General features: G+C 48.3%; 10 protein-coding genes and 1 pseudogene. 2 read left to right on the top strand and 9 right to left on the bottom strand.

Annotation, left to right across the window (positions count from 1 at the left end; all coding sequences use genetic code 11):
* Nucleotides 1-14: 14 nt before the first annotated feature.
* The 7 genes from HMPREF9145_RS12130 to HMPREF9145_RS12100 form a co-directional block, all read right to left on the bottom strand.
* Nucleotides 15-2,141: a glycoside hydrolase family 31 protein gene (locus tag HMPREF9145_RS12130; protein ID WP_021826647.1), complete on the bottom strand. Its 2,127-nt coding sequence runs from the start codon at nucleotides 2,139-2,141 to the stop codon at nucleotides 15-17.
* A 281-nt stretch (nucleotides 2,142-2,422) separates the two neighbouring features.
* Entirely contained in the window at nucleotides 2,423-4,087 is a 1,665-nt protein-coding gene (locus HMPREF9145_RS12125; RefSeq protein WP_021826655.1) for a RagB/SusD family nutrient uptake outer membrane protein, read from the bottom strand.
* A 12-nt stretch (nucleotides 4,088-4,099) separates the two neighbouring features.
* Nucleotides 4,100-7,213 carry a SusC/RagA family TonB-linked outer membrane protein gene (locus HMPREF9145_RS12120; protein ID WP_021826618.1) on the bottom strand — a complete coding sequence of 1,038 codons (3,114 nt, stop codon included), beginning with the start codon at nucleotides 7,211-7,213 and terminating at the stop codon, nucleotides 4,100-4,102.
* 20 nt (nucleotides 7,214-7,233) lie between these two features.
* Complete coding sequence (locus tag HMPREF9145_RS12115; protein WP_021826674.1) at nucleotides 7,234-10,590, bottom strand: hypothetical protein; 3,357 nt, start codon at nucleotides 10,588-10,590, stop codon at nucleotides 7,234-7,236.
* A gap of 186 nt (nucleotides 10,591-10,776) precedes the next feature.
* Nucleotides 10,777-13,230: a glycoside hydrolase family protein gene (locus tag HMPREF9145_RS12110; protein WP_021826630.1), complete on the bottom strand. Its 2,454-nt coding sequence runs from the start codon at nucleotides 13,228-13,230 to the stop codon at nucleotides 10,777-10,779.
* Nucleotides 13,231-13,232: 2 nt separating this feature from the next.
* Nucleotides 13,233-15,536 carry an FAD-dependent oxidoreductase gene (locus HMPREF9145_RS12105; RefSeq protein ID WP_021826634.1) on the bottom strand — a complete coding sequence of 768 codons (2,304 nt, stop codon included), beginning with the start codon at nucleotides 15,534-15,536 and terminating at the stop codon, nucleotides 13,233-13,235.
* The gene (locus HMPREF9145_RS12100; RefSeq protein WP_036907736.1) at nucleotides 15,529-17,223 is read right to left on the bottom strand and encodes a sodium:solute symporter family protein; all 1,695 of its coding nucleotides are present in this window, start codon (nucleotides 17,221-17,223) and stop codon (nucleotides 15,529-15,531) included. The genes HMPREF9145_RS12105 and HMPREF9145_RS12100 overlap by 8 nt, the downstream gene beginning before the upstream one ends.
* A gap of 467 nt (nucleotides 17,224-17,690) precedes the next feature.
* Between HMPREF9145_RS12100 and HMPREF9145_RS12095 the strand changes: the two are divergent.
* A pseudogene (locus tag HMPREF9145_RS12095) lies at nucleotides 17,691-18,732 on the top strand (IS5 family transposase).
* Nucleotides 18,733-19,101: 369 nt separating this feature from the next.
* Entirely contained in the window at nucleotides 19,102-20,124 is a 1,023-nt protein-coding gene (locus HMPREF9145_RS12090) for a LacI family DNA-binding transcriptional regulator (RefSeq protein ID WP_021826649.1), read from the top strand.
* Nucleotides 20,125-20,557: 433 nt separating this feature from the next.
* Here HMPREF9145_RS12090 and HMPREF9145_RS12085 read toward each other — a convergent pair whose 3' ends face one another.
* Together HMPREF9145_RS12085 and HMPREF9145_RS12080 are read right to left on the bottom strand one after the other, a co-directional pair.
* On the bottom strand, nucleotides 20,558-21,697 hold the full coding sequence (locus tag HMPREF9145_RS12085) for a glycoside hydrolase family 88/105 protein (protein WP_036907731.1): 1,140 nt from the start codon (nucleotides 21,695-21,697) through the stop codon (nucleotides 20,558-20,560).
* A 3-nt stretch (nucleotides 21,698-21,700) separates the two neighbouring features.
* Entirely contained in the window at nucleotides 21,701-22,879 is a 1,179-nt protein-coding gene (locus tag HMPREF9145_RS12080; RefSeq protein WP_021826717.1) for a DUF4861 family protein, read from the bottom strand.
* Nucleotides 22,880-22,887: the final 8 nt, after the last annotated feature.

The raw sequence follows: 22,887 nt of genomic DNA, 5'->3' as shown, positions 1-22,887 counted from the left end.
ATGCAATGATATGCTTATTCAATCAACGTCCAGCTCTTCACCTTATATCTTACACCCTTAAATTTGCCTGTGCGTTTAATGTTTCCGCGCCCGTTCCAGCTAAGCAACACCTTATTATATATGCCACTTTCAAAGCCATAGCTAATGCCGTCGTCTTCGAAAAGCGATGTGTTGCGGGCTTGCTTGCCATAAACGCGGCAATTCAGTACGAACGTTGTTTGGGGTGTAATACAATCTGTGGGTTCGGCCAAGGGTAAGATGGTGCCTTCGCGAACAAAGAGCGGCACCTCGTGTAGTGCGAAGTGCACGTTGTGGCTTCGGCCGCCTTCTAGCTTTTCGTTGGTGTTGAAGTTATACCAGCTGCCCTCGGGCAGGTACACCGTTCGCTCGTTGCCTTTGCCCACAATGGGGCAGGCAAGCAAGTCGTCGCCAATAAGAAATTGGTTATCTATCGTCGCTGCGGCCTTGTCTTTTGGATAGTTCAGCACCAAGGGCTTGAAAGGCGGCGTGCCATCTGTGCGATAGTGGGCGAATTGGGCGTAAAGGTATGGCACAAGCGACATGCGGAAGTTGAGCAACTGGCGCACCACGTCTTCGTTTTTGGTGGCCGTAGGCAAGAATTTGTCTTCGTTGTTGAGCTGTTTGTCGAATTGCAGCCATACAGGATTACGCAGATACCAACCATTAAAGAGGGTTTGGGCAGACAGCACGGCCACTTGCACACGGCGGAAGAAATCTTCTTCATCGGCCGACTCGCGCACTTCGGGTGACCACAGCAGGCCTGTAAGTCCGGCGTTGCATACCATGCGCACGTAGTCTTCCAAGTCGTAGGTGTCGCTATAAATAGAAACAGGATATGGAGCGGCCAACGCTCCCGAGGCGCGCACGTCTAAACAGGTGCGCATGCCATGTTTGCGATATACGCCATAAAGGGTTTTCTGATACAGCAGCCCAAAGAGTTGGTGCATTTGTTCGCCATCGATGCCCGAGGGGAAAGAGGAAAGTTCGGGGAAACTCCAATTCAGGTCACCCCGTGTAATGTTGGCGTTGTCGCATTCGTCCATCTTAAACGCAGCAATGCCCTTTTGCACAAAGCAAGTGTCATGGTAGGCGGCGAAGGTGCGTTGTGTGGTAGAGTCGGCAAAGTCGGGCACCAATCCGTTCCACACCAAATGGCTGCCCGCTTTGGCTTTAAGCAGCGGATGCAGTGGCGAGGACGGGTGAACAAAGGCGTGTTCCCATAAGTTAAGCTTGTAACCCATAGCGCGTGTGCGGCTTATCAGTTCGTTGGGATTGGGGAAATTATCTTTGTTCCACACATACGAGCACGAGTAGGCTCGCGTTTGCCACTTGGGTTCTAGTCCTATTACGTCGCAGGGTATGTGCTTGTTTCTTAAATAATGTGCTATGCGGTAGGCATCTTCTTGTTTTGAATCGGTTTTCAAACGAAACTTCATGCCAAGCCCCCATAGCGCAGGCATGCTTCCTCCGCCGGCAAAAAGGTTGTATCGACGAAGTGCCGAGTTCATGTCGGGACCGGCAAACACCAGTACGCTAATGCCCTTTGCGCCTGGGATGTCAACCTGTACGCGTGGCTTTGAACCGCTTTGTGCTGACGGACGGTACAACTCGTCGGTAGATAGTTTTGCCTTTTGACTGTCTTCTGATAGCGTATAGTCTGTGTTCTTTCGGTTCGTTCCGATGTAAAAAGTGGTATATCGTGCGGTGTTTATCAGCACGGCATATCCCCTGTTCGAGATGTAGAATGGTTGCGGTGCATGGGTATAGCCAAGGTCTTTCAAGGGATGGTCGTTCACCAAAGGGCGCTTTTTCTTGTTGTTCTGCACAAACGACCCCATTTGCAGACCAAATCCATAGATGTTTTCGTCGGCTGCAAGCGGAATATCTACCACGCACCCGCGTGCATTCACTTCGATGTGTACCCCTTCTTTGGCGAAGGGATTATCCGTTGCGGGCATGTCTTTCAGCTGTTTAGCCACAGGTTCTTTATAACGCAGGGGCGTGTAGGCGTCTTCCTGCCCAGCTGCGAGCAAGTATACGCCAGGCTCTATCTGCCTAAATGTTTGTGCCTGAGTGATAATTGCAACACTTAGAACTAATGATGTGATAAACGTTCGCATGTTTGAGTATATATGAGTTTTATGGGTTGACGGGGGTGTGCTAGCTAGTTGGCAAGCTGTTGCGGTAAGGCGAGAATGCCTTGATGAACCAGTTTGCCAACAAAGTTATTGGCAATTTATCAGTACAAGGCCCTTTGTAGCGTCAGTACAAGCTCTTTGTAGTGGGGCTACAAGCCACTTGTACTGACGCTTGAAGGCGCATGTTAAAGTATATTTCTTACACTTGCCTCATGTTTTCTAACGGCAAATCTATAGCAAGTGTATTTATCTACACACTTCTCTTATTCCCATCCAGGGTTTTGCACCAGGTTGGGGTTGGCCTCCCTGTCGCGTTTGGGTATGGGGTACCATATCTTGTAGCTTTGGAAATTGTCTTTAACAGCTTGTGCATGTCTGGTGTTATAGTGGAATATGTTGGGTTTTACACCGCTTTCATTGCTAGTTTTGAGGCTTTGCACCACGGTTTGCAAGCGTCCCCAACGAATAAGGTCCATTCTTCGCCAGCCTTCGGCACAGAGTTCACGCGAACGTTCGTCCTTCAACTCGTCCATGAAGTTGTCTTTGTGATAGGCCGTTGCCAAGTCTTGGGCAGCGGCAGCGTTGTTGCCTGCCGCGCGTAGTCGGATGGGTTCGAGCAGTTTGCGGGCTTCGGCCTCATCACCTGTTTTGTAAGTAGCCTCTGCATACATCAGGATAACATCGGCAAATCGCAGGATCGGGAAGTTTAGTACGCTGGAAGCAGCGGGTATGCCCGCAGCCAATCGTGCTGCCGGCGAACTCTGACGGAACTTTGTGAGGAAGGTGTTTACACCGCTTTGGTAGAGTCCCGAGGGAACATAGTATTCCACGCCCATAATATTTACCTTGTTCTTGGTATTTGCTCCACCAACGTTTTGCTTGTAACGCACATCCGTTTTATCGTAAAGGCTTATTAGTTCGCCCAGAGCTGGAAACCAGCCTGCACCCCCTCCGTCTTGTGTGATGTTGCCTACAGTTCCCGTGAGATGAGCGAAGACAAAATACTTTGGTGCTTCTTTTCCGAAGGTAGCCACCATTACCGCTTCTTTTGCTTGCTCGGCTTTCAGCGCGGGGCGGTCGGCAATGAAGTTATAGGCATATTCGGGGTTTAAGATATAGGCGCCGTGCTCGTAAATGTCTGCACAGAGCGTTTTGGCATCAGCGTACAATGTGGGACTGTCTACCCAATCGAAGGAGTTGAGCGGGAAGTTAAGGTCGGCCCCAACATTGTTTTCTTTGCAAGCAGCCAAGTAGAGATACACCTTAGCCAGCATAGCAGCGGCCGTGTATTTGTTGGCGCGCGAGTCGTAAGTGTTGCGTTCGGGCAAACCCTCGTAAGCGCTCTTTAAGTCGTTAATGATAAGTTCGTACACGTCTTTTAAACTAGAACGGGGTGTCAATTCGCTGTCGTTTACCGACTTTTGCAGGGGAACGCCCCCCCAGAACCATGCCAAGTAAGTGTAGTAGAACCCACGCAGGAAACGTGCTTCTAGCACAACCTCTTTGCGGCGTTCGTCGGTCATGTCTGCCACTTTGGGCGTATTCTCTATTACGCCGTTGGCTCTGTATATGCCGGCGTAAAGTGCAAACCACGCATCGCCTAGAAAACGCGACTCGGAATTGTAGGTGTAGTTGCAGAAGGGCTTGATGTCTGCAATGCCAATATAGTCGATTCGGCCAATCATTTCGTCGCACCCTAGTTGTGTAAGCAAGTGGATGTTGCGCGAGAATAAGGCATGTGGTGCTTGGTTTTGTATGGCATTGGCGTTTAGGGCATCGTAAGCGCCCGTCAATGCTTTCTCTGTGTTGCTGGCATTTGCAAAGAGCGTGTTGCCCTCGGCAAAGGAATATACCTTCTCATCAAGGAAATCGCCGCAACTGCAAAGTAATGTGAGCGATAGGCAGGTTGCCATTATCTTTGTGTTCATAATGCTATGTGTTTAGAAATTAATGTTGATGCCCAGCGAGAACGAACGACTGCGGGGGTAGGTTACGTTATCTAGGCCTGTGATGAGCTTGTTGTGGTAAGACACTTCGGGGTCGAAGCCTGTGTACTTGGTAAGCACAAATAGGTTGTCGGCCGAGAGCGAGAATTGGCAAGCGGTTATCTTCAAGGGTTTAAGCACGCTTTGGGGCAAGCTGTAAGTAAAGGTGAGGTTTTGTAAGCGCAGGAAGGAGGCATCCTCCACATAGTAAGACGACACGTCGTTCTTTCTGGGCGATTTGATGTCGGGGTAGCGATTGGTGGGGTTCGTTTCGGTCCAGCGGTTGTGGTAGTATTCGGCAGCCACGTTGTAGTGGGCCGAATAGCCTTCAAATTTCCAGCGAGAAATGTTGAGAACCTCGTTGCCATAGCTATAATTGAAGAAGAATGAGAGCGAGAAGTCTTTGTACTCGAAGCTGTTTAGCAAGCCGCCGAAGAACTTTGGCTCGCCTCGCGATATAAAGGTTTTATCGTTTACAGGGTCTACCTCGTTGTCGCCGTTAAGACTTCTGTATTTCAAATCGCCGGGTTTAACCTTAATGCCCTTGATGCTAACCACACCGGGCTTGAGTTTTCCGTGCTCGTCGAAGTCTGTTTTTTGGTAAATGCCATCCCATACGTAGCCCCATGCGCCGCCAATGGGCGAGCCCACTTTCAGTCGCGACACTTCGTTGATGGTGCCGTCGTTGATGTTTACTGGTATGGTGGTTACATTGCCAAGCGAAATGATCTTGTTGCGGTTGCTGCTAATGTTAAAGGTAGTGCGCCATTTAAAGTTGCGTGAGTTGATGTTGAGCGAATTAATGGATAGCTCCACGCCCTTGTTCTCAACCTCGCCGATGTTCTGCCACTGCTTGTACGAGCCGCTTTGACCTGGCACATCGCCTTGCAAAAGCATGTCGGAGGTTCGCTTGTAATAGACGTCGAACGTAAAACCGAGACGGTGTTTCAGCAGACTAACGTCGAGTCCTAGGTCGTATTGGGCGGTGGATTCCCATTTCAGGTTGGGGTTCGACTTTTCTGATGGAGCCAAACCCAATACGGCTGCATCGTTAAGGTTGAGGTAATAGGTGTTGTCTAATCGTTGCAACGAGCGGTAAGGCGTGATGCGGTCGTTACCAGAAACACCAGCGCTGAGGCGGAGTTTCAACTCATCAATGGCCTTTATGCCTTTAATGAACTGCTCGTTGTGGGCTTTCCAAGCCAAGGCTACCGATGGAAAGGTGGCGTACTTGTTGTCGGCACCGAACTTTGACGAGCCGTCGCGACGTAAAGTGAGCGTAGTGAGGTAGCGATCCTTAAACGAATAGAATAGTCGGCCAAACTCTGACATGCGCGTTTGGCGGTACTTGTTGGTAGAGGGCTTGCGCATAGCGGCTCCACCCTGCTGCAAGTCGAACACGGGATTGTAGGTTTGCACGGGGAAATTCTCGGCCGTGACGTTCAGGTTGGCCCAAACGTAGCTGCTGGTTTCAAAACCTAGCATGGCCGTTAGGCTGTGACCGCCAGCAAAACTCTTAACATAGGTGGCCGTTGTGGTGCTTTGCCATTGCTCGGTTGTCGCTTCCAGCACGTTAGCTAGTCCGTTTCGGGCATATCCCCACGATGTACTTGAGGGGTACCACTCTTCTGATTTAGAGAAGGTAAGGCCTGTGTTGAGGCTTGTGCGTAGGGTTAGCCCCGGCAATGGCTTGTATTGCAGGAAACCATTAGCGAGAATACGCGTGAGTGGCGTTTTCTTATACGAGTCGAACAGTGATTGTGCAGGGTTTGATACATTGCCGTTATCGGGGTCGCCTGGGTCTACTTTAAAGTTGAAGGGTTTGTAAACGAACATCGCTTCTAGCCAACCATTGTATTGAAGTCCGCCTCCCATGCTCACCGGTCCATAGAGTTCGGTGCGCGCGATAGTGGCGTTACCGCCTATGCGCAGCTTGTCGTTGGGTGCGTATTCCACCTTAAAGCGACCCGTATAGCGCGTAAAGCTGTTGTTCTTGGCTATGGCGTTCTGCTTAAGATACTCTCCGCTGAGCGAATACAACAGCGAATTAGATTTGCTACTACCGTTAATGCTGAGGTTGTAGTTTTGCGAAAAGCCTGTACGAAGTAGCTCGCGCTGCCAATCGTGCGATGTGTTGTCTTCAAATTCTTGGCCAAAGATGCGTGCGCGGTCAGGTTTCCCGTCGCCGTCTGTGTCTATTCCCCATTCAAGACTGTTGGGGAAACGCGAGAAACGATAGTCGGCAAACTCTTGTCCTTGCAGCATCTCAACGTGCTTTGTGGCCTTGCTGATGCCGAAACGTGCATCGAAGCTCACCTCGGTTTTATTGTATTGACCTTTCTTCGTGGTGATAACGATAACTCCGTTTGCTCCTGCCGAACCATAAATGGCCGTGGCCGAGGCGTCTTTAAGCACCTGCACAGACTCGATGTCGGCTGGGTTGATCCCCGCGAGCGGGTTGAATGTGGCACGACCCGATATGGTAGAGGTCGCCACTTCGCCGTTGTTCACGTCGATAAGTGTGCCATCTATCACATAAAGCGGTTGTGTTCCGGCGTTGATGGAGTTGTTTCCGCGGATAACCACGTTTACATCTCCACCCAATTCGCCAGACGAAGCCGTTACGTTTACGCCTGCAACCTTACCCGCCATCGAGTTAAGCAGCGATGCCGAATTAGATTTGCGTAGGTCTTGCATGTCTATCGACCCCACAGCACCTGTTAGGTCTTTCTTCAACATCGAGCCATAGCCGATAACCACCACCTGTCCTAGGTCTTTGGCATCGGGTTCTAGCACGATGTACATGCTTTTGGCTTTGCCCACCTGTTGGTGAACGGCCTTCATTCCAATACTCGAGAACACCAGTACGGCCTTCTGTCCTGATACCGAAAGGCTGAAATGGCCATCTTGGTTGGTCACAGTTCCGTTGGATGTGTTCTCTTCCATCACGGTTACACCTAACAAAGGCGTTCGCGTGTCGTCTACCACTGTGCCCTCAATCGTGTGTTGGGCCAGTGCGTTTAAACTAGTAGTAACGAATACTACCCATGCTAAAAGAAACTTTTTCATATAGATTGTTACTTAGGTAATTACATTGTTATCAGCTTAGTGATGATAGTCTTGTGCTCGTTGCTAATCTTCATCGTTATGTTTAGGGCCATGGTTGCGGGCAAGTGGGTTATGCTCCATTCGTAGGGAAAGGCCATACGCTCTTCTATCTGTGGCTTCGCGCTACCTGCTTGGCAGGTTAAATTGGCCGAGTAACCCTTTGTTAAGGGGGTGTCTATGTATCCATAGAGCGAATCCCAGCCAAAAGGCGACCGTATGCGGAAGAGGTATAGCCTGTGGCTTGAGTCTAGTTGCACCATCTTAAACCCATTGCTAATGGGCGAAAAGGGGTAAGTTGGCAGCGATTTAGCCAAGGGAAACGACACGAACGTTATGTCCTTGGGCGCAATAGTGGTGGTAAGTGCGTTTTGGTTCAGGCTACGTTCTTCGCTCACAACCGAGTTGGTTTGCACAAAATGGTGTTCGGTAGCCATGCCGTTAGGCGATACCAGCGGCGTGTTTAAGCGCAAGCTTACGTTAAGGGTGCTATCTTTCTCGTTCATCAGAATGAGCCAAAGGTTGTTGGCAGACACTGCCGAGAGCCAGTTTACGTGGGTGGACGATAGCCTTAACATGTCTTGTTGCATATAAAGTTGTGCATCGTGGTCGTGCAGTATGTAGCCTTTCTCGCCGCCATACACCCTGTTGTTGAACCATACGAAACCTTCTTGCTTGCCATAAGGAAAGCCGATGGCCCCCTTGGAACGTTGTGTCGCTTCGGTAAGTAGGTAATCTAGCACGAAACTGAGGTGCGAGGGGATGTGGTGATAGTAGAGAGATGTGACGTCGGGACCTTTGTAAGGATAAACCGAATCCAGCGGGAGGTCGGTGTAGCCGGCGGCATAATAACCCGGATAAGAGGCGAAACGCCCAATAACGGCGTTGCGCGCATAGGTCTCGAACAGGCTATTGCCACACAAACCGCTAAGCCGCAAGAGCGAAGGTGCCCATGTTGACATGAAGGTATGGTTGATGTTGCCCTCGCGGTTGAAGAAGGTCATGGGCTGTTCAAACCCCAGTCCTACGGGAGAAAGCGTGTGTTGGGCCACCTTTTTCTCGCTTACATCGCCCGTTTTCCGCGGATAACCCAGCTTATAAGGCTTGTCTTTCTTCCAAAACACATTGGCATTGCCCACATATTTGCCTCCTTGGTGGATGAGGATGGTGTCGTTGCCGACAGGGGGATAAGTGCGGATGCCCGCGATAGTGAAGTGCGCGGCGTAGGCAGAGGCTGCAAGTAAGGCCTTGTCTTTGCATACATCATAGAGGTCGAGCAGGTCGAACCACTGCGGATAAGCCTGCGCATGGTAGAACATCCACGGCAAAATGGGCTTCGAGGGGTTGTTGTATAGTGCCGTATGCAGCTCGTGGTTGGCCCCGATAGTGGCTTTCACCAGCCATTTGTCTGCTTTTGTGAGCCGAAAGGCGGCCAAGTCGTCTGCCCAAGTCTGGTCTACGCCGTAGCCTTTGCTGTATCTGGGTTTGCCTTCGGGCATGGCAATGTCGGCCAGCCACGGGTTGTTATGGCCCAAAAGTCGGTGTAGTGCCTCGAAGTGAGCCGTGTTGTATTGCGACCCAAATGGCGAGAACGTGTTTGTTGGGGTTTGTGTTTGCGGGTCGTTTGCCTGCGGGTAGCCCCATCTGAACCCCTTTCGCGAGAGCATGTACTCTATGGCGGGTAGGGCACGTGTTGTGTATAGCTGTTCATCGTGGGTAATGACTGCAGCCGAAACCAGTGCCAAAGGTGCGGCCTGAACCACTGCCGTGCCTACGTTTGGGTTGCTTTCGATGTCTAGAAACCCCCTCATGGCGGCATCCCAGCCTGCTGCCTCATCGTTCTTTATTAGGTTGATGGTGTGGAAAACGGCATCGGTGAGCGGTGTTGTTTGTACTCTGTAATCGCGAACAGCAAACACACTGTCCGACAGGTATTGCAGGGTGTTGTGCCATTGCAGAGGCAATAGTCCCAGTTTGAAACGGACTGTAAGCTTTTCGCCTCTCTTTTTGTACGAGTCTTTTTCGCCCAATATGGGTGAAAAGGCCACGGGTTGCACCTGGTTGGCTGCGTTTTTAAGCGATAAGCCCATGTCGTATATGCCCCAATTGCGTTTCAGATGGTGGGGGTTGGGTGCCAAGAAACAGCTTAGGTTGCCTGTCTCGATGATGCTAACGGGCTGTGGCGTGAGGGTTATAGGCAAAAGATTGGGGGTGGCTGGCAGACGTTTGAACTGGTAAAGGGGCGAAAGCAGAACATTCGTCACTGCATTTTCTGCCTGTGGCTGAAAGGCTTCAAAAGCTAAACTGTAATATTGTGGCGTGCGTGCAACATATTCTAACTGCACGTCCAACACGTGGCTGTTGGCATGTAAAGTCCATGTGGAGGCTATTGTGTCGTTATCGGTCGACACATACCATACGCGTAGTGTGTTTTGGCCAGCCTTTTCGTGGCGGAATATGTGCATTGGACAAACCTTACCTGCCAGAAAGGGGTTTTGCAAGTGGGCTTGCTCAAATACGGGATAGGTGTTATTGCCCACGCGAAGCAAAGGCGCTTGCCCGCCTGACCATAGTGGAAAGATGGAGTTATAGCCCAATTGGGGCCGTGCCGACTTAATGATGTACAAGCGGTTGTGAGGTTGGGGGCTGTCCCAGCTGCGCCATTGCTCCTTTGTGTGTACCGATATGTGTTGCACCAATTGGTTGTTTGCCGTATGAATACGGAGCCTTAACAGGCCGTTTGAGATTTCATCAACCACAGGCGAACTTGTGTTGAGCAAGGCAAGAGCGTTTTGTGCCATTGTTGTTGACGGCTTTTCCAGGGGCGTGGGGATGGGTCGTATCTCGTATTTCGTAAGCTGTTTGTAGGTCATTTGGTTGGGGTCGAGGCCTTCGTCGCGTGTAAACAGCACGGCATCAACACGCGCATAGTTGGCAGCCACATCGCAAGCCCGCAGCACATGCAGTCCTTTGCACAGTTCAATGGTGCCAAGCTGTTCCCAGTGATAGCCCTCCCTGCCGTGCCTTCCTTGCAGGGCAAGTTGCATGGTGTCTAGCATTAGGCGTGAAATGCGGGTACGTGGAGCCTTGGTTTGAAAGTCTTTCGTGCGACTCCAAAACACATAACGTCCGCTTTGAGGCACGTCCAACACCGTTGTGGCATGTGCAGCACCGCTACCGGCCGCCGTAACCATGAGCACGGCCTTATTGAAAGCTTCGACATCTTTCTCTACTTTCCAGCCGCCCACATACTGAAAGCGTTCTGCTTCCAGCATATAGGTTTGCCCGTTTAGCGGCAAGGCCAACCACAAAGTCAACAATAAAGCTACGGTTTTTGCCATAACACAACTTATTTTTGTTTAAACAGACCTGGTTGTTAGGTGTTCATTTGCCAGCAAGTTGTAAGCAACCTGTCTGTACAAAGTCCCTTGTAGTGGGGCATGTGCGTGCAGCCGTAAGGCACTTAAAGGCAATTGCGATGTAAACCTAACGTTTTTTACTGTAATTTCAAAGCCATTTTGTTTGGGCTATATGTTTTTTACTTTCACAATTTCGATACCAAAGGGTGGCACCAGACTCGCTTTCAGGCACTGTCCGCTGGTGTTAGTTAGGCGCATTTGTGTGGGGCGGTTGGTGCTGTTCATAACGATGGCATAGCCATGACTGCCTTTTGTGGAACGTGCAACAAGCAATTCGAGGTTGGGGTTGTGGCACGAAAGGCTGTTGTTGCCAATGGTTAGTTCAACGTTTTCGCCGTCGATAGTGCCAGCAGAGAAACCCAGAACCTTGTGTGGCCCAACTTTTGGTGTTACGAAACCTCGCGGAAAGGATATGCGCCCTTTGCTGCGCAACTCGGCTTCGGCCACAAGATAGTCGGTTAGCCAGCCCAATTGCCACCATGCGTGTTGCGGATAGGGTAAGGCTACCTTGTTGAAATGTGCCCAATAGTAGGCTGCAATGCCCGATTCGGGTTCAACAAAGCGGTCGCGGCCATTGGCTGCGGCGCGCGCCATGTCGAGAAAAAGCAAGTCGCCCGTTTGCTGATAAAGCCTAACGAACATGCCAGCGAAGCTTGAAAGGAGGATTGGACCTTGCGGATTGGCCGAACCTATGACACCGATATGTTCGCAAGCTAGTCCTGCTTGGGTGTATTGTAGGGGGTTGAGGCTGTGTCCTGTCTTGTCTTTAAGCGGAGTTACGTCGGCCGGATGGGTGTATATATAGGTGGTGAAATAGCGTGCCATGTCAAGAGCAGCATCTTTATAGCGCACATCGCCCGTTAGTTGGTGCATGTCGAGCAGTGCCTGAACCGACATGGCCGTGGCAAAATCGGGTGCAAAGCGCGTGTCGCCGCATACGCCAACCAAGGCGGTTGGGCGCACGGCATACGCTATAAACCAGTTGGCACCCCGCATGGCGGCTTGCAAGTACTTGTCGTCGCCCAGCATTTTATAAGCCACATACATGCCGTAAAACGTGGGACGAAGGTCTTTAAGGTCGGGCAAGATGTCGGTTTCGTCTTTTAGGCTTACGCCCAAAGGCCAGCTGCCGTCTTGCCTTTGCATAGTCAGCAATAGGTTGGCAGATGTGCGCAGACTTGCTTGCAGGGCGGTGTCGTTGGGCTCGAACAGCAGCATGTTAGCCACATCAATGAGCGAATAATAGGTAATGGCGATTGGTTCGATGTGCTCGCCCCATTCTTCCACCCAACGTTTGCTCTTCCACAAAAAGTATTGCCCTTGCGGTGCACCGGCGTATTTGCCTATGGCAAACTGTTGTTTTAGTTTGAAATTGCGCACGTAGGGTAGCAGGTTGTTGGCCAAGGCCGTGTCGTTGGCCATGCGCACCGTCATCCACATGGCCCCATAGTCGGCGTTTTTCATGGCATCGTTGTTTGCGCCATGCACGCCTCCACGATAATCTTGCGCACAGATAGGCACGCCTTCGCACTCTGCCTTGCGGAAAAGCTGTGCCGATTGGGTACGCATATAGTGGTAAATTTTGTTTATGCGGGTTGTTAGCGGTTGTTCGTTGGTGGCCTTTCGCATGTCGTCAAAGCTGTACATTCCATAAATAACCTGCTTATAAACGTCGTACCAATTGTTTTTAGAGAGGATGATGCGATAGGCAAAATGCAACTTTTGCCCTTTCTTTAATGTTGCTTTGGGCGTTCCTAGCACAGGATAATATAACTGGGGACTAAGCTTTCCCTCGGCATCCATAGCACCATAGCCCACGTTCCATTGGGCATGCGTGTTCTCTCCGTTGAGGTAAGGCTTGCGTGGGAACTGCCTTTCGGGTGCTATGCCGATGGTTAAACCCTGCGTTTGCATGATAGACACGGGCGTTGTGGCACACTTGTCTTGGTATACAACGGGTTTGTTGGGTATTCCGTGTTCGTAAACGTAAGCCGAAACGAAGTCGGGGTTTACCCATTCGGCATGCACGTAACCGGGTATTACGGCCTTAAACCTCGTTTGGGGCTTGGCGATGGGTAGGCTTGGGGTGGACAACGAGTAGCAGCCATCTTGTTTTGGCACGAGGGTTTGGTTTACGAAGAGGGTGTTTCCGTTTACCGAGAAACGCAGATACACATCGGCCCACTGGCTTTCGGCCTTTAATGTGAGCGGTTGGCGCGACAGAACATGATATGTTTGCAGCTTAACGTGCGTGCCAGCCGTGAGCAGCGACACGTTGGTGATGTTGTTTAGCCATGCCCGTCGTGGGTATATGAAGTTGTCTTCGATGAAGTGTATGTTGTGCGTGGTTTTGAAAGTGTCGATTACTTGCGGCTTAAAATCCGTGTCGGCAACGAACAGGTGCTGCCCGCTAAGGGGCAAGCGCACCTGGCCGTACGTGGTAGGCACAACCAATGTGTTGTCGGTTGGGCGATAAACAATTTGCTTTGGCGTGCGTGCATGGGGCAAAGCGCATGCAGAAAGCAACAGGCCTAGGGCGAGGGTAATGCTTCTTTGCGTCATGATTATATGAATTGAATGCCCATCAAGGCCACAGCCGCATTGGGCGAAGCGTTAGATAGGCGTATTTCCAAACGGTTGGTGGTGATGCCTTGCCCCTCGAACGGCACATCTACCGTGGCCTGATAGTTATTGGTAATGGTGACATGCGTGTTGGGCGAGGCAATAATCTCGATGCCGTCTACACATTGAGGCATGCGGTTGTCGGCGTGTCCCCATTGAACGGTTTCCATCGGATGGTCGTAATCCACGTCGGTAAACAGCTTAATGCCCTTTATCTGCTGTTCGTTTTCCCACGTAAAAGTTAGCGTGGGTTGCTTGTCGTGTAAGGTCGCAACCCATGCATTGGGCTTGTTTACGGGCCGATAGGGCGGTGCGAGCAAGTTTTCGGGAGCGAAACAACGCAAACCGGGCGTTATTTTCATGGCGATGTTGTAGGCCTTTTCGCGCCTTTCTGGACACCAAAACTCAAAACTCTCTACGCCGATGTGGGCAGGCGGTTCTTGTTTGCCCCAGTTGGACACAGCCGGAAGGCACTTGTTGAAGGTTGCCATTACGCCGCTAATGATGCTGTTGCATGCTTGCAGTGCCACGTGTTCGTTCTTCATGAAGCACACAAAGGCGTAGCAGTCTGTTGGGATGCGGCATTTAAAGGCTAATGTAACCTCTTGTTCGCCCGCATGCAATGGCAGCTCAAAGGTTTCTAACGTTTGGTCGGGGGTGTGATTAAAGGGCTTGCTGCTAATGCGTAGCTCCACTTGCAGGCTTGTTTCTTGGCTGGCTCGGAGCCAAAGGCTGATATTGGGCATTGCGCCTTTGCTTATCGGGAGCATCTGTGCTGCCGAATGTACCAGCGTTTTCCACTCGCCACTGGGTGGCAGTTGGTCTAAAACCAATGTAGACGATGCTTTGATGGTGGCTGTTTGCAGGGCGTTGTTGGCTATCTGCACATCGGTTTGCGGCAGGTAAACGCCATTGCGCGTGAGCAAGGTTTGCAATTTGGCCATGTGTTGCTCGTCCATCAGTTCGTCTGGTGTGCAATTGTGGTGTATGCAATATGCCGCGGCTGTTCCCACTGCTTCGCCACCAGCGGCGCAAGTGGCCATCACTCGCGTTGAGGCGAAGGCCACATGGGTGGCGCTAATGATACGCCCGGCCAGAAAAAGGTTGTCTAAATGCGGCGTGATGTAGCAGCGGTAGGGAATGGGGTAGATGCCTTTGGCATGCCATTGTGTGCAGGCATTCTTCTCTTTGCTAAACACGCCGTCGGCCGGATGCAGGTCGAGCGACCATCCGCCAAAGGCAACTGCATCGGGCTGCATGCGCTGTTCGATGATGTCTTGTTGGGTAAGCATGTAATAACCCACGAACCTTCTGCTCTCTCGTTTGCCCGGAATGGCACCTGCCCACTCTAAGGTGAGGTTGCGCGACTCGGGAAAACGGCCGGAGTTTTTAATGTAATTCCAAATGCCGTACACCACACTGAGCAGCCGATATTTCACTTCTTCTGTGTCTTTGATGGTGTCTAGTCGGCCTCCGTACTCAATCCACCAGTATTTGCAGCCTGCTTCTTTGGTTGAGAAATACTCGGGATTGTGTATCTTGTTGATGCTACTTTCCACTTCGTTGATGCTAAGTGCAAAATGTGGGGGCACATATTGCACGGGCTTTCCTGCATCTTTGATGTAGAAGAAGATGGTGTGGCCCAGCTTTTCACCGTATGTTTCTTTGTTGGGGGCGAACTTTTCGCCAAACTCTTCGGCATCTTCTGCCCCTTGCCGATACTGGGCTCCAGCCATGTAGGCCAACAGTCCGTCGCCCGTTGCATCACAAAACAGCTTTGCGTTAAAGTGGTAGCGGGTTTCGTTCTGTGGGTTATAAGCCGTTACACTGGCAATATTGCGCGAACCTTTTTTCTCAATGTCGTAGACCACGGTGTTGAGAAACAACGATATGTTCTTTTCAGCCAGCACCTTGTCTAGTAATACAGTGTCGAAGATAACGGGGTTTCCTTCCTTGTTGCGGTAGGTGTTTTCAACCAGTAATTCGTTTAGCAGGCCGCCTCCTCTTGCCCAGCGGTTGTTGTTGCCCATGTGTGACGTTGCGCCCAGCACCCATAGCCGCACTTCGCTTGATGCGTTTCCGCCCAGCACGGGTCGGTCTTGCACCAGCGCAACGCGAAGGCCTTGTCGGGCGGCAGCTATGGCAGCGCATACGCCAGCCATGCCTCCGCCTGCCACAAGCAGGTCGGTGTCGATGTGTTGAACGCGTTGTGTGCGTTTATTGTTTTCAAATAGTTCTTCAATCATTGCTAGTTCTTGTTTTCATTGTTTTTTTAATGCTCCATGTTAAGGCCACTCCAATGAGCATAAAGCAAGCCCCAGTGCCTGTAACCAGCATGGTATGCCCCTCGGAGAGCAGTCCTAGCAGGGCGATGGCAAGGCCGATGAAGGATATTCCCAGGCCTATGATGCGCTTACTGTATGTGTTTTCGCTTTTGGCTTCGGCTTGTGCTTGTGCCGTTAGGGCGTTGCGCTTGGCGTTGTTGGCTTGTTCCCATGCGGCATATTCGGCATAGCGGTTACTGGTTTTACCGGTCAGTATAAAATAAATCTCGAAGGCTGCGAGCATGATGATGGGCAAGGCGCAGCCGAAAACCATTTCGCCCGTGTGACTAAACGTAAAGCCTGTTAGGACTGGCACTGCGAACTTGAACACCACATTCACCATTAATGTGGTGATGGTGGTGGCCAATACCGTTGAGCCGGTTTGCCGGCGCGAGAATAAAGTCCAGATAACGGGCAGGTAGAGAGGAACACCTGTGAGGGCTGCTAGGCTGATAACAACATTCACAACCCCACCCATGTGCTGTATAAGCAGCGCTATGAGTATGCTTATAACGCCAAAAGCCACTGTGGAAAGACGCGCCACAAGCATAAGCCGCCGTTGCGAGCTATGCGGATAAAGGCGTTTGTAAAGGTCGTTGGTCACTACGCCCGATGCAATGTTGAGTTTCGAGTTCATCGCACTGGTGGTGGCGAATATCATTCCGCCTATCATCAAGCCTAATATGCCTTTTGGCAGCACTTCTTTGCACATCATCAGATAAGCGCCTTCGCTCTCCATCACGCTCAAAGAGGGATTAAGCAGGTAGTAAACCATTGGTGGAAGCATCCACAATATGGGGCTAACAAAGTACAAAGCAGCGAAAAACCAACCCACACGCTTGGCATCGGTAGTGGTGCGAACGCAAGTGAAGCGTTGCACGTAGGCCCAGTTTCCGCCAAGGAAGATGGCGTTATAAAGTCCGAATGCGAGGATGAAAAGTAGGGGATACTCGTTGACCGTGAGCTGAAAGTATCTGCTTGGCAGTTGTGATAGGAGTGCATTGAGGCCATCAATGCGTTCGAGCGACAGCGGAACCACAATAATGATGGCTGCCATAAGGATGAAGAACTGCAATACATCAGTGGAAACAACGGCCCAAAGTCCGCCTGCCGACACATAGAGTATGCAGAATACTCCCAAGAGAATGATGCAGAGGTTGAGGTTTAGTGCTGTGGAAACCTCCACAATCTTGGCAACGGGATAGAGGAAGGATGCCGTGAGAAAGAGTGAGATGAAGAGAAATAGGAAGGTATAGGTCTTTTGGATATGTACGCCTAGACGTTTGTCGATGTATTCGGCCACGGTGAGCGAGCCTGTGCGGTGCCATCGTGGGGCAATCCATGTGCCCACGAGCAGCCCGGCCAAGGCCATTGTCCATTGTATGCTTATAGCTACCCAGCCATGCAGGTAGGCCACAGAACCCCAAACGACAAAAGTGCCGGCCGAGAAGAAACTCATGAAGAGCGAAAGACCGCTGGTTTGCCAAGGAACAGCGCCGCCTGCAGCGAAGAAGGAGGTTATGTTCTTGCCTTGTTTAGAAAATGCCATACCAGCTGAAAGCACGCCAATGGTTAATAAGATCATCATTATTGTATCGATAGGATTCATTGTTATAAAGATTATTGTAAAGGTGTGTGTAATATATGTAGTTATAATATGCGACAAAGATATAATGAATAAATGACATATAAAACGCAAAAAACGAATATTTACGCAAACGTTTGCAGATAGATTAGTCTATAAACAGAAATAAAAATAGTTTTTACAATACGCCAGTTCATGATAAATTCAGAATGTAAATAGTTCTACCTATCTTGACTTTCATACATATGTAGGAAAAGGCTCGGAGTTTATTCTCAATTTATAATTAGTATCGAATGAACTCAAAATCTCATTCATTTTACTATATAAACTATTTTACTTTACATAATACAATGAGGCAAATCGTAAGATATTTTTAATAGCTTTACAAAATTATTCAGCAGACATTTGTCTTTGCTATGAAATATGAGACCTCTGCAAAACTATTCTCCTAAAAGTTTTCCCATATCAGCCATAATTGGTACCCTTATGGTATGAAACAGAAGCCCTCCTCTCCCAATTTTGCCGACATGTTCCTCGGCCATCGCAAGGCTAAGTATACCATCTTCTCTCAGATAGACCAGATTATCAAATAGAATCCACTCCGGGGTATCATAGAAATCGCCTATACTAAGGGCTATAAATCAACAGGCCGTCCGAGTTATGACAGCCAGCTACTATTCAAGACCTAACTTCTGCATACATAGTATGGGCTGAGTGATGGTGAGGTTTAGAACCAGGTGAACGACCATCTCTCCTTCAGTCGCTTCGTCGATTTGGGCATAGAAGATACTGCTCCCAACAGCGCAACCATCTGACGTTTCCGAAACACATTGGTAGAGGCCGACCTGTACGACATGGTCCTGAATGAAATCAACCACCAGCTTGAAGTGAAAGGTGTTATCGTCAAGTGCGGTGCCATCGTTGGCACAAGTATCACGGATACTCCCCGCCGTCCCCGTGGCCGGAAGGAGTATGAGGTGATGGAGGATCGTCACGAGAAAGATGAGGGGGCCTCGGAAGAAGCCATGTTCAAGGAAATTGTCATGCCCAATGTGGACGGAGAGGCCTGGTGGGGCAAGAAGATGGGAAAGCTCCACTTCGGCTACAAGCGCCATACGGCAACTGACGAGAATGGTCTGGTTCTGGCCGAGGAGACAACGGCTGCCAATAAGAGCGACATCAAACATCTCGAGACATCGCTGGAGAAAACCAACCTCCTACAAGGTACGCCTGTCTATGCCGACAATGGCTATGACTCGGTGGAGAACAGGGAGACGCTGGTCAGGATGAAACTTAGAAGCCGCATCATGCACAAAGAGTACCAGTGGCCGTAAGATCACGGAAAGGGAACAGCGTATCAATGTTGCCATCTGCAAGGTCAGGTATAGTGTTGAGCGTACATTCAGCTCCATACACAGATGGCTCCTTGGAGGAGTAGAAAGTGGCAAAGATACATGTGCAGCACATGATAGAGGCCATGACATACAATCTTTATTGAGCCCAGGAATAATTATGTCCAATCCTCTCAAATAAGGGAAATATGGGATGAAATAAGACGCTACGGACCATTTCTCAACTTATGCTCCGCTTTTATGCTTTTGTTGGTAGGAAGGAGTGGGTGAAGCGTGGTTTTGCAGAGGTCTCAATATATTTTATATTAGAATAAAATTATGATATAGGCTTAACTTATTTGAATGCATGATTTTTTACAAAATTGTCATTGATATATAATTTTGGATTAGCTACTTGGTTTTATGACTATGCAAAATGTTAAAAGAGAATTTGTACTTTTCGTAATAAAAGAGAGCGTATTTAAAAATATCTATTATCTTTGCATTATTAATTGAATAAGATATAGTCTTATATCAAGGATTTACAACACACTAATATTGCCACATAAGAATGAAATCATCTAAAACTACCATTAAAGACATAGCTAGAGCTTTAAGAGTTTCTGCTGCTACAGTTTCACGTTCATTAAATAATAGTCATGAGATAAGTGAGGAAATGCGCAGACTTGTATTAAGCAAGGCTAAGGAATTAAATTATAAGCCTAATATTAATGCTAGAAATTTATTGAGGCGGCGTACAAACATGATTGGAGTTGTAGTTCCAGAATTCACTACTTTTTTCTTTTCTGAAATTATTATTGGAATTCAAGAGGTTCTGAATGCAGAAGGTTATCAAGTATTAATATGTCAGTCAAGTGAATCAGGAGTTATAGAGCGTCAAAATATCGAAATGTTAGAATCAAGTATGGTTGAAGGTCTTATAGTATCGGTAACCAAAGACGCCCAAAATATAGATCTTTATAATCGTATCATCACTGACGGAACACCTATAGTATTTGTTAATCGTGTGCCTCCAAAGCTACAGGCAACTCAAATTGTTATTGATGATCGTAAATGGGCTTTCAAAATTGTTGATCACATGATACGTTGTGGATACCGGAATATTGCACATCTAGGGGGCTGCCAAAATCTTTCTGTAACAAAAGAGCGATTACAAGGTTATATAGATGCTTTATCTGCACACAATATCCCCATTCAAGAAAAATATATTATGTACGTTGGAGTGCAGCAGGAACATGCAAAAGTAGGGGTAGACTATCTTCTTAGTCTCAAAAAACGTCCAAAAGCCATATTTGCTATAAATGATTCTATCGCTATTGGGTGTATGCTTGAATTACGTAAGCGAGGATTGCGTATTCCACAAGATATGGCAATAGCTGGTTTCTCAGAGTCACCCATTGGTAGAATTATGGAACTCACTAGCGTAGCACAACCCACGCTTGATATGGGTAAACTTGCAGCACAACATCTTCTTCAACAGATAAGAGGATTAACAACTCCAACAGAAACTATTGTGTTAGATGGGAAACTAAATATAAGAAAGTCAAGCTTACCCATAGGAAAAAGAAAATAATAAGGGCATGATACATTATAAAAAATAAGTATAATAGAGCAGTATAATTGATATTTCTATTAAACTATACATTGTTAAACGAAAGTACACAACAGACATGTGCAAATTTTTCAGCCTTGTATGAGTCAACGATGTAGACATTGAACTATAATTGCATTATAAACAATGTCATTTTACACCATAATCTGTACTATTTCATCGTGTGAAATGAGTCTAATTACACGACCATTTGGGTCAAATCATTTTGCCTTTCAATATCATCCGTATTGATATCTCCAATTACCAACAAAACAACTAATTTTATTTCTAAGGATAACTACTCCCCTCTCTCTTCGGAGAGGGGCCGGGGGTGAGGCTGAAGAGGGCTGGAGTTGAGGCTTCTTCTCCCCCATTTCATCGAACATTATAGGCTCCAATGATTAATTCTTTGCCTTTACTGGTGCGCTGTTTCGTTCTGATTCTTCAACCATCTATAATATTCACATGCAGCAAGCAGAAAGGCACCAACGCCAAAGTTGGCTTCAGAGGCAGCATTAACCATTTGCCCAGGAATGGCCTTTTCACCGATAGGCTGAACATATCCCACATGACCATCGGGCTGAAGTGCCTTTGTACTGAGGTAGTTCCAAGCGCGTTGAATAGTCTTTTTATACGATTTCATCGGCAAAACTCCATTATTTACGCCCCAAAGTAGACCATAAGTAAAGAAAGCAGTGCCACTCGTTTCGGGACCAGGTGCCTGTCTTGGATCCATCATCGAACGTGTCCAATAGCCCTCATGTTGCTGGAGTTTAGAGACCGCTTGAGCCAAACGGCGATACTTTTCGACGAAAAAGGCGTAGTGACGATAGTCTTTTGGCATATCCTGTAGCACCTTTGCGAGGCCTGCCAAGACCCATCCGTCACCGCGAGCCCAAAAGTCTTTGCGCCCACGTAGCGTCTTATGTTTAGGGTAAACATACTTTGCATCGCGGAAATATAGGCCCGTTTCAGGGTCTAACATAATGCTATCGGCATAGCCAATGCAGTCATAAAGCTTATCGAGATATTTCGTTTCACCCGTTAAACGATACATCTTTGTCATCACAGGCATAACCATATAGAGTGCATCAGCCCACCACCAATAATCGTTTTCCTTTGAGTTTGCCATGTAATTCATCACTTCTTTAGCGCGTGAAATCATGTGTTCTGATGGTGCAATATGATAGAGATCAATGTATGTTTGGAAACAAATCTGCCAGTCACCAAATAGTACATGATACTGATCTTCACCGTAAAGTTTGTACTTCCAAAGCCTTGGATCTTTCTCTGTTGCACCCTCCCAATGATTAAAATTGGCCCATTTCATCGAATAATCGATATAATCTTGTTGTGGGATTAGCTTCACAACTTCCATATTTCCGGTATGATATGCAGCATCATCCCAAAAGGCTCGCGTCTCAGGTTTATGTCGTTTCTGCCAGTTGTTATTTACGCGTTGGATGATTTCGAGAACGTTCTCAGCTGTCATTTGCTTGGCTTTCAGGGGTACAACCGCCAGCAAAATTGCAAATAAAATAATAGATTTTTTCATGTTTTATCGTATCGTTAGGATTAGTGGATGTTTGAGATTGGCGAGCGATTCTTGGCATTCGAGCGTCCAATGTGCAAACGTTGGCATGTCATAAGCACTCCAAGCAGAACCAAAATAATAGGTAAAGGGCTCACCATGATAGTTCTTTTTTAAGCCAAGAGCATGGTTGATGGTTTCAAATTTACCGGTTTCATCGACACCATTAGGGTATAACAAGCCCACAAAGATAGTTGAGCCCCAAGCCTTTTGATTGTCAGTTGGGTCGGCATAGGCAATGAAATCTTTGTCTATTTTGAGTTTATTCTCTCCACGAAGTACAAGACCTGTGGCTAAAGTTTCAGGTGTATTGAGCTGGTCATACCATACCGTCATGCGATTGAAATGTGTTGCTTTATCAAGGGAAATCAAGCGATGTTCAATCACACCATCGGCATTTGGCGCAAAGTTTAATAGCAAAGTAAATCGTAAAGGCCCGTTATCCAATATCTTAAAATCATGGTAACAATAAGGAAAAATAAGTTTATCATGCCTCATGATTGCAGGCGTTCCACAGCCTAAAGTGGGTCCAACGCCATAAGCATCCATGCCTGTTCCGTGGTCAAGATGAAAGGAAGTATGCCGATCAATGACTGCTGCTTCATCGCGTTTTCCGGCTTTTTGGAGTGAGTCCTCTTTTAGATTGCCTTGATAATCGTCTGTATAGCGGCGCTGAAGTACAAGATCTGGTGTATTCTTTGTCCATACATCAATCCCAAAAGAGCGTTCACCCGTTTTCTGAAGTGCCGGTCCATAGACACGGAATCCACATCGATCATTCTCCCAAGCGATGTCATCTTTTCTAATTTTATATTGCTTTCCATAAACCCAAGTGCGTGTAGTTGTAGGCTGTTTTGATTCTATTACATAGGTCATTTGCCCTGAAGGAGGGATATTTACCTCAAAGATTAACTTGCCATCATACGTGAGTTGACAAGGTTGTTCAAGTCCGGCTGCATTGAGAACCCGTAGGGGTGACGTCGCTTTGACATTCATTTTAGCTCTAATAGTGTCGGCAGATAGGTCCACCAATTGATGCCGTTCATGAGCCAAGGGGTTGGTAATTGTGACATAAATATCCTTTGCTTGGGTCGTGCATAGACTAAAAAGCAAGAATAATAAAGATGTTATTTTTATCGATTTCATCGTTTTTT

Origin of the sequence: Segatella salivae F0493, from assembly GCF_000477535.1 — a bacterium.
In the GTDB taxonomy this organism is placed as follows: Bacteria; Bacteroidota; Bacteroidia; order Bacteroidales; family Bacteroidaceae; genus Prevotella; species Prevotella salivae.
Note: the sequence above shows the minus strand (reverse complement) of the source record. Positions and strands in the feature narration are given on the sequence as shown.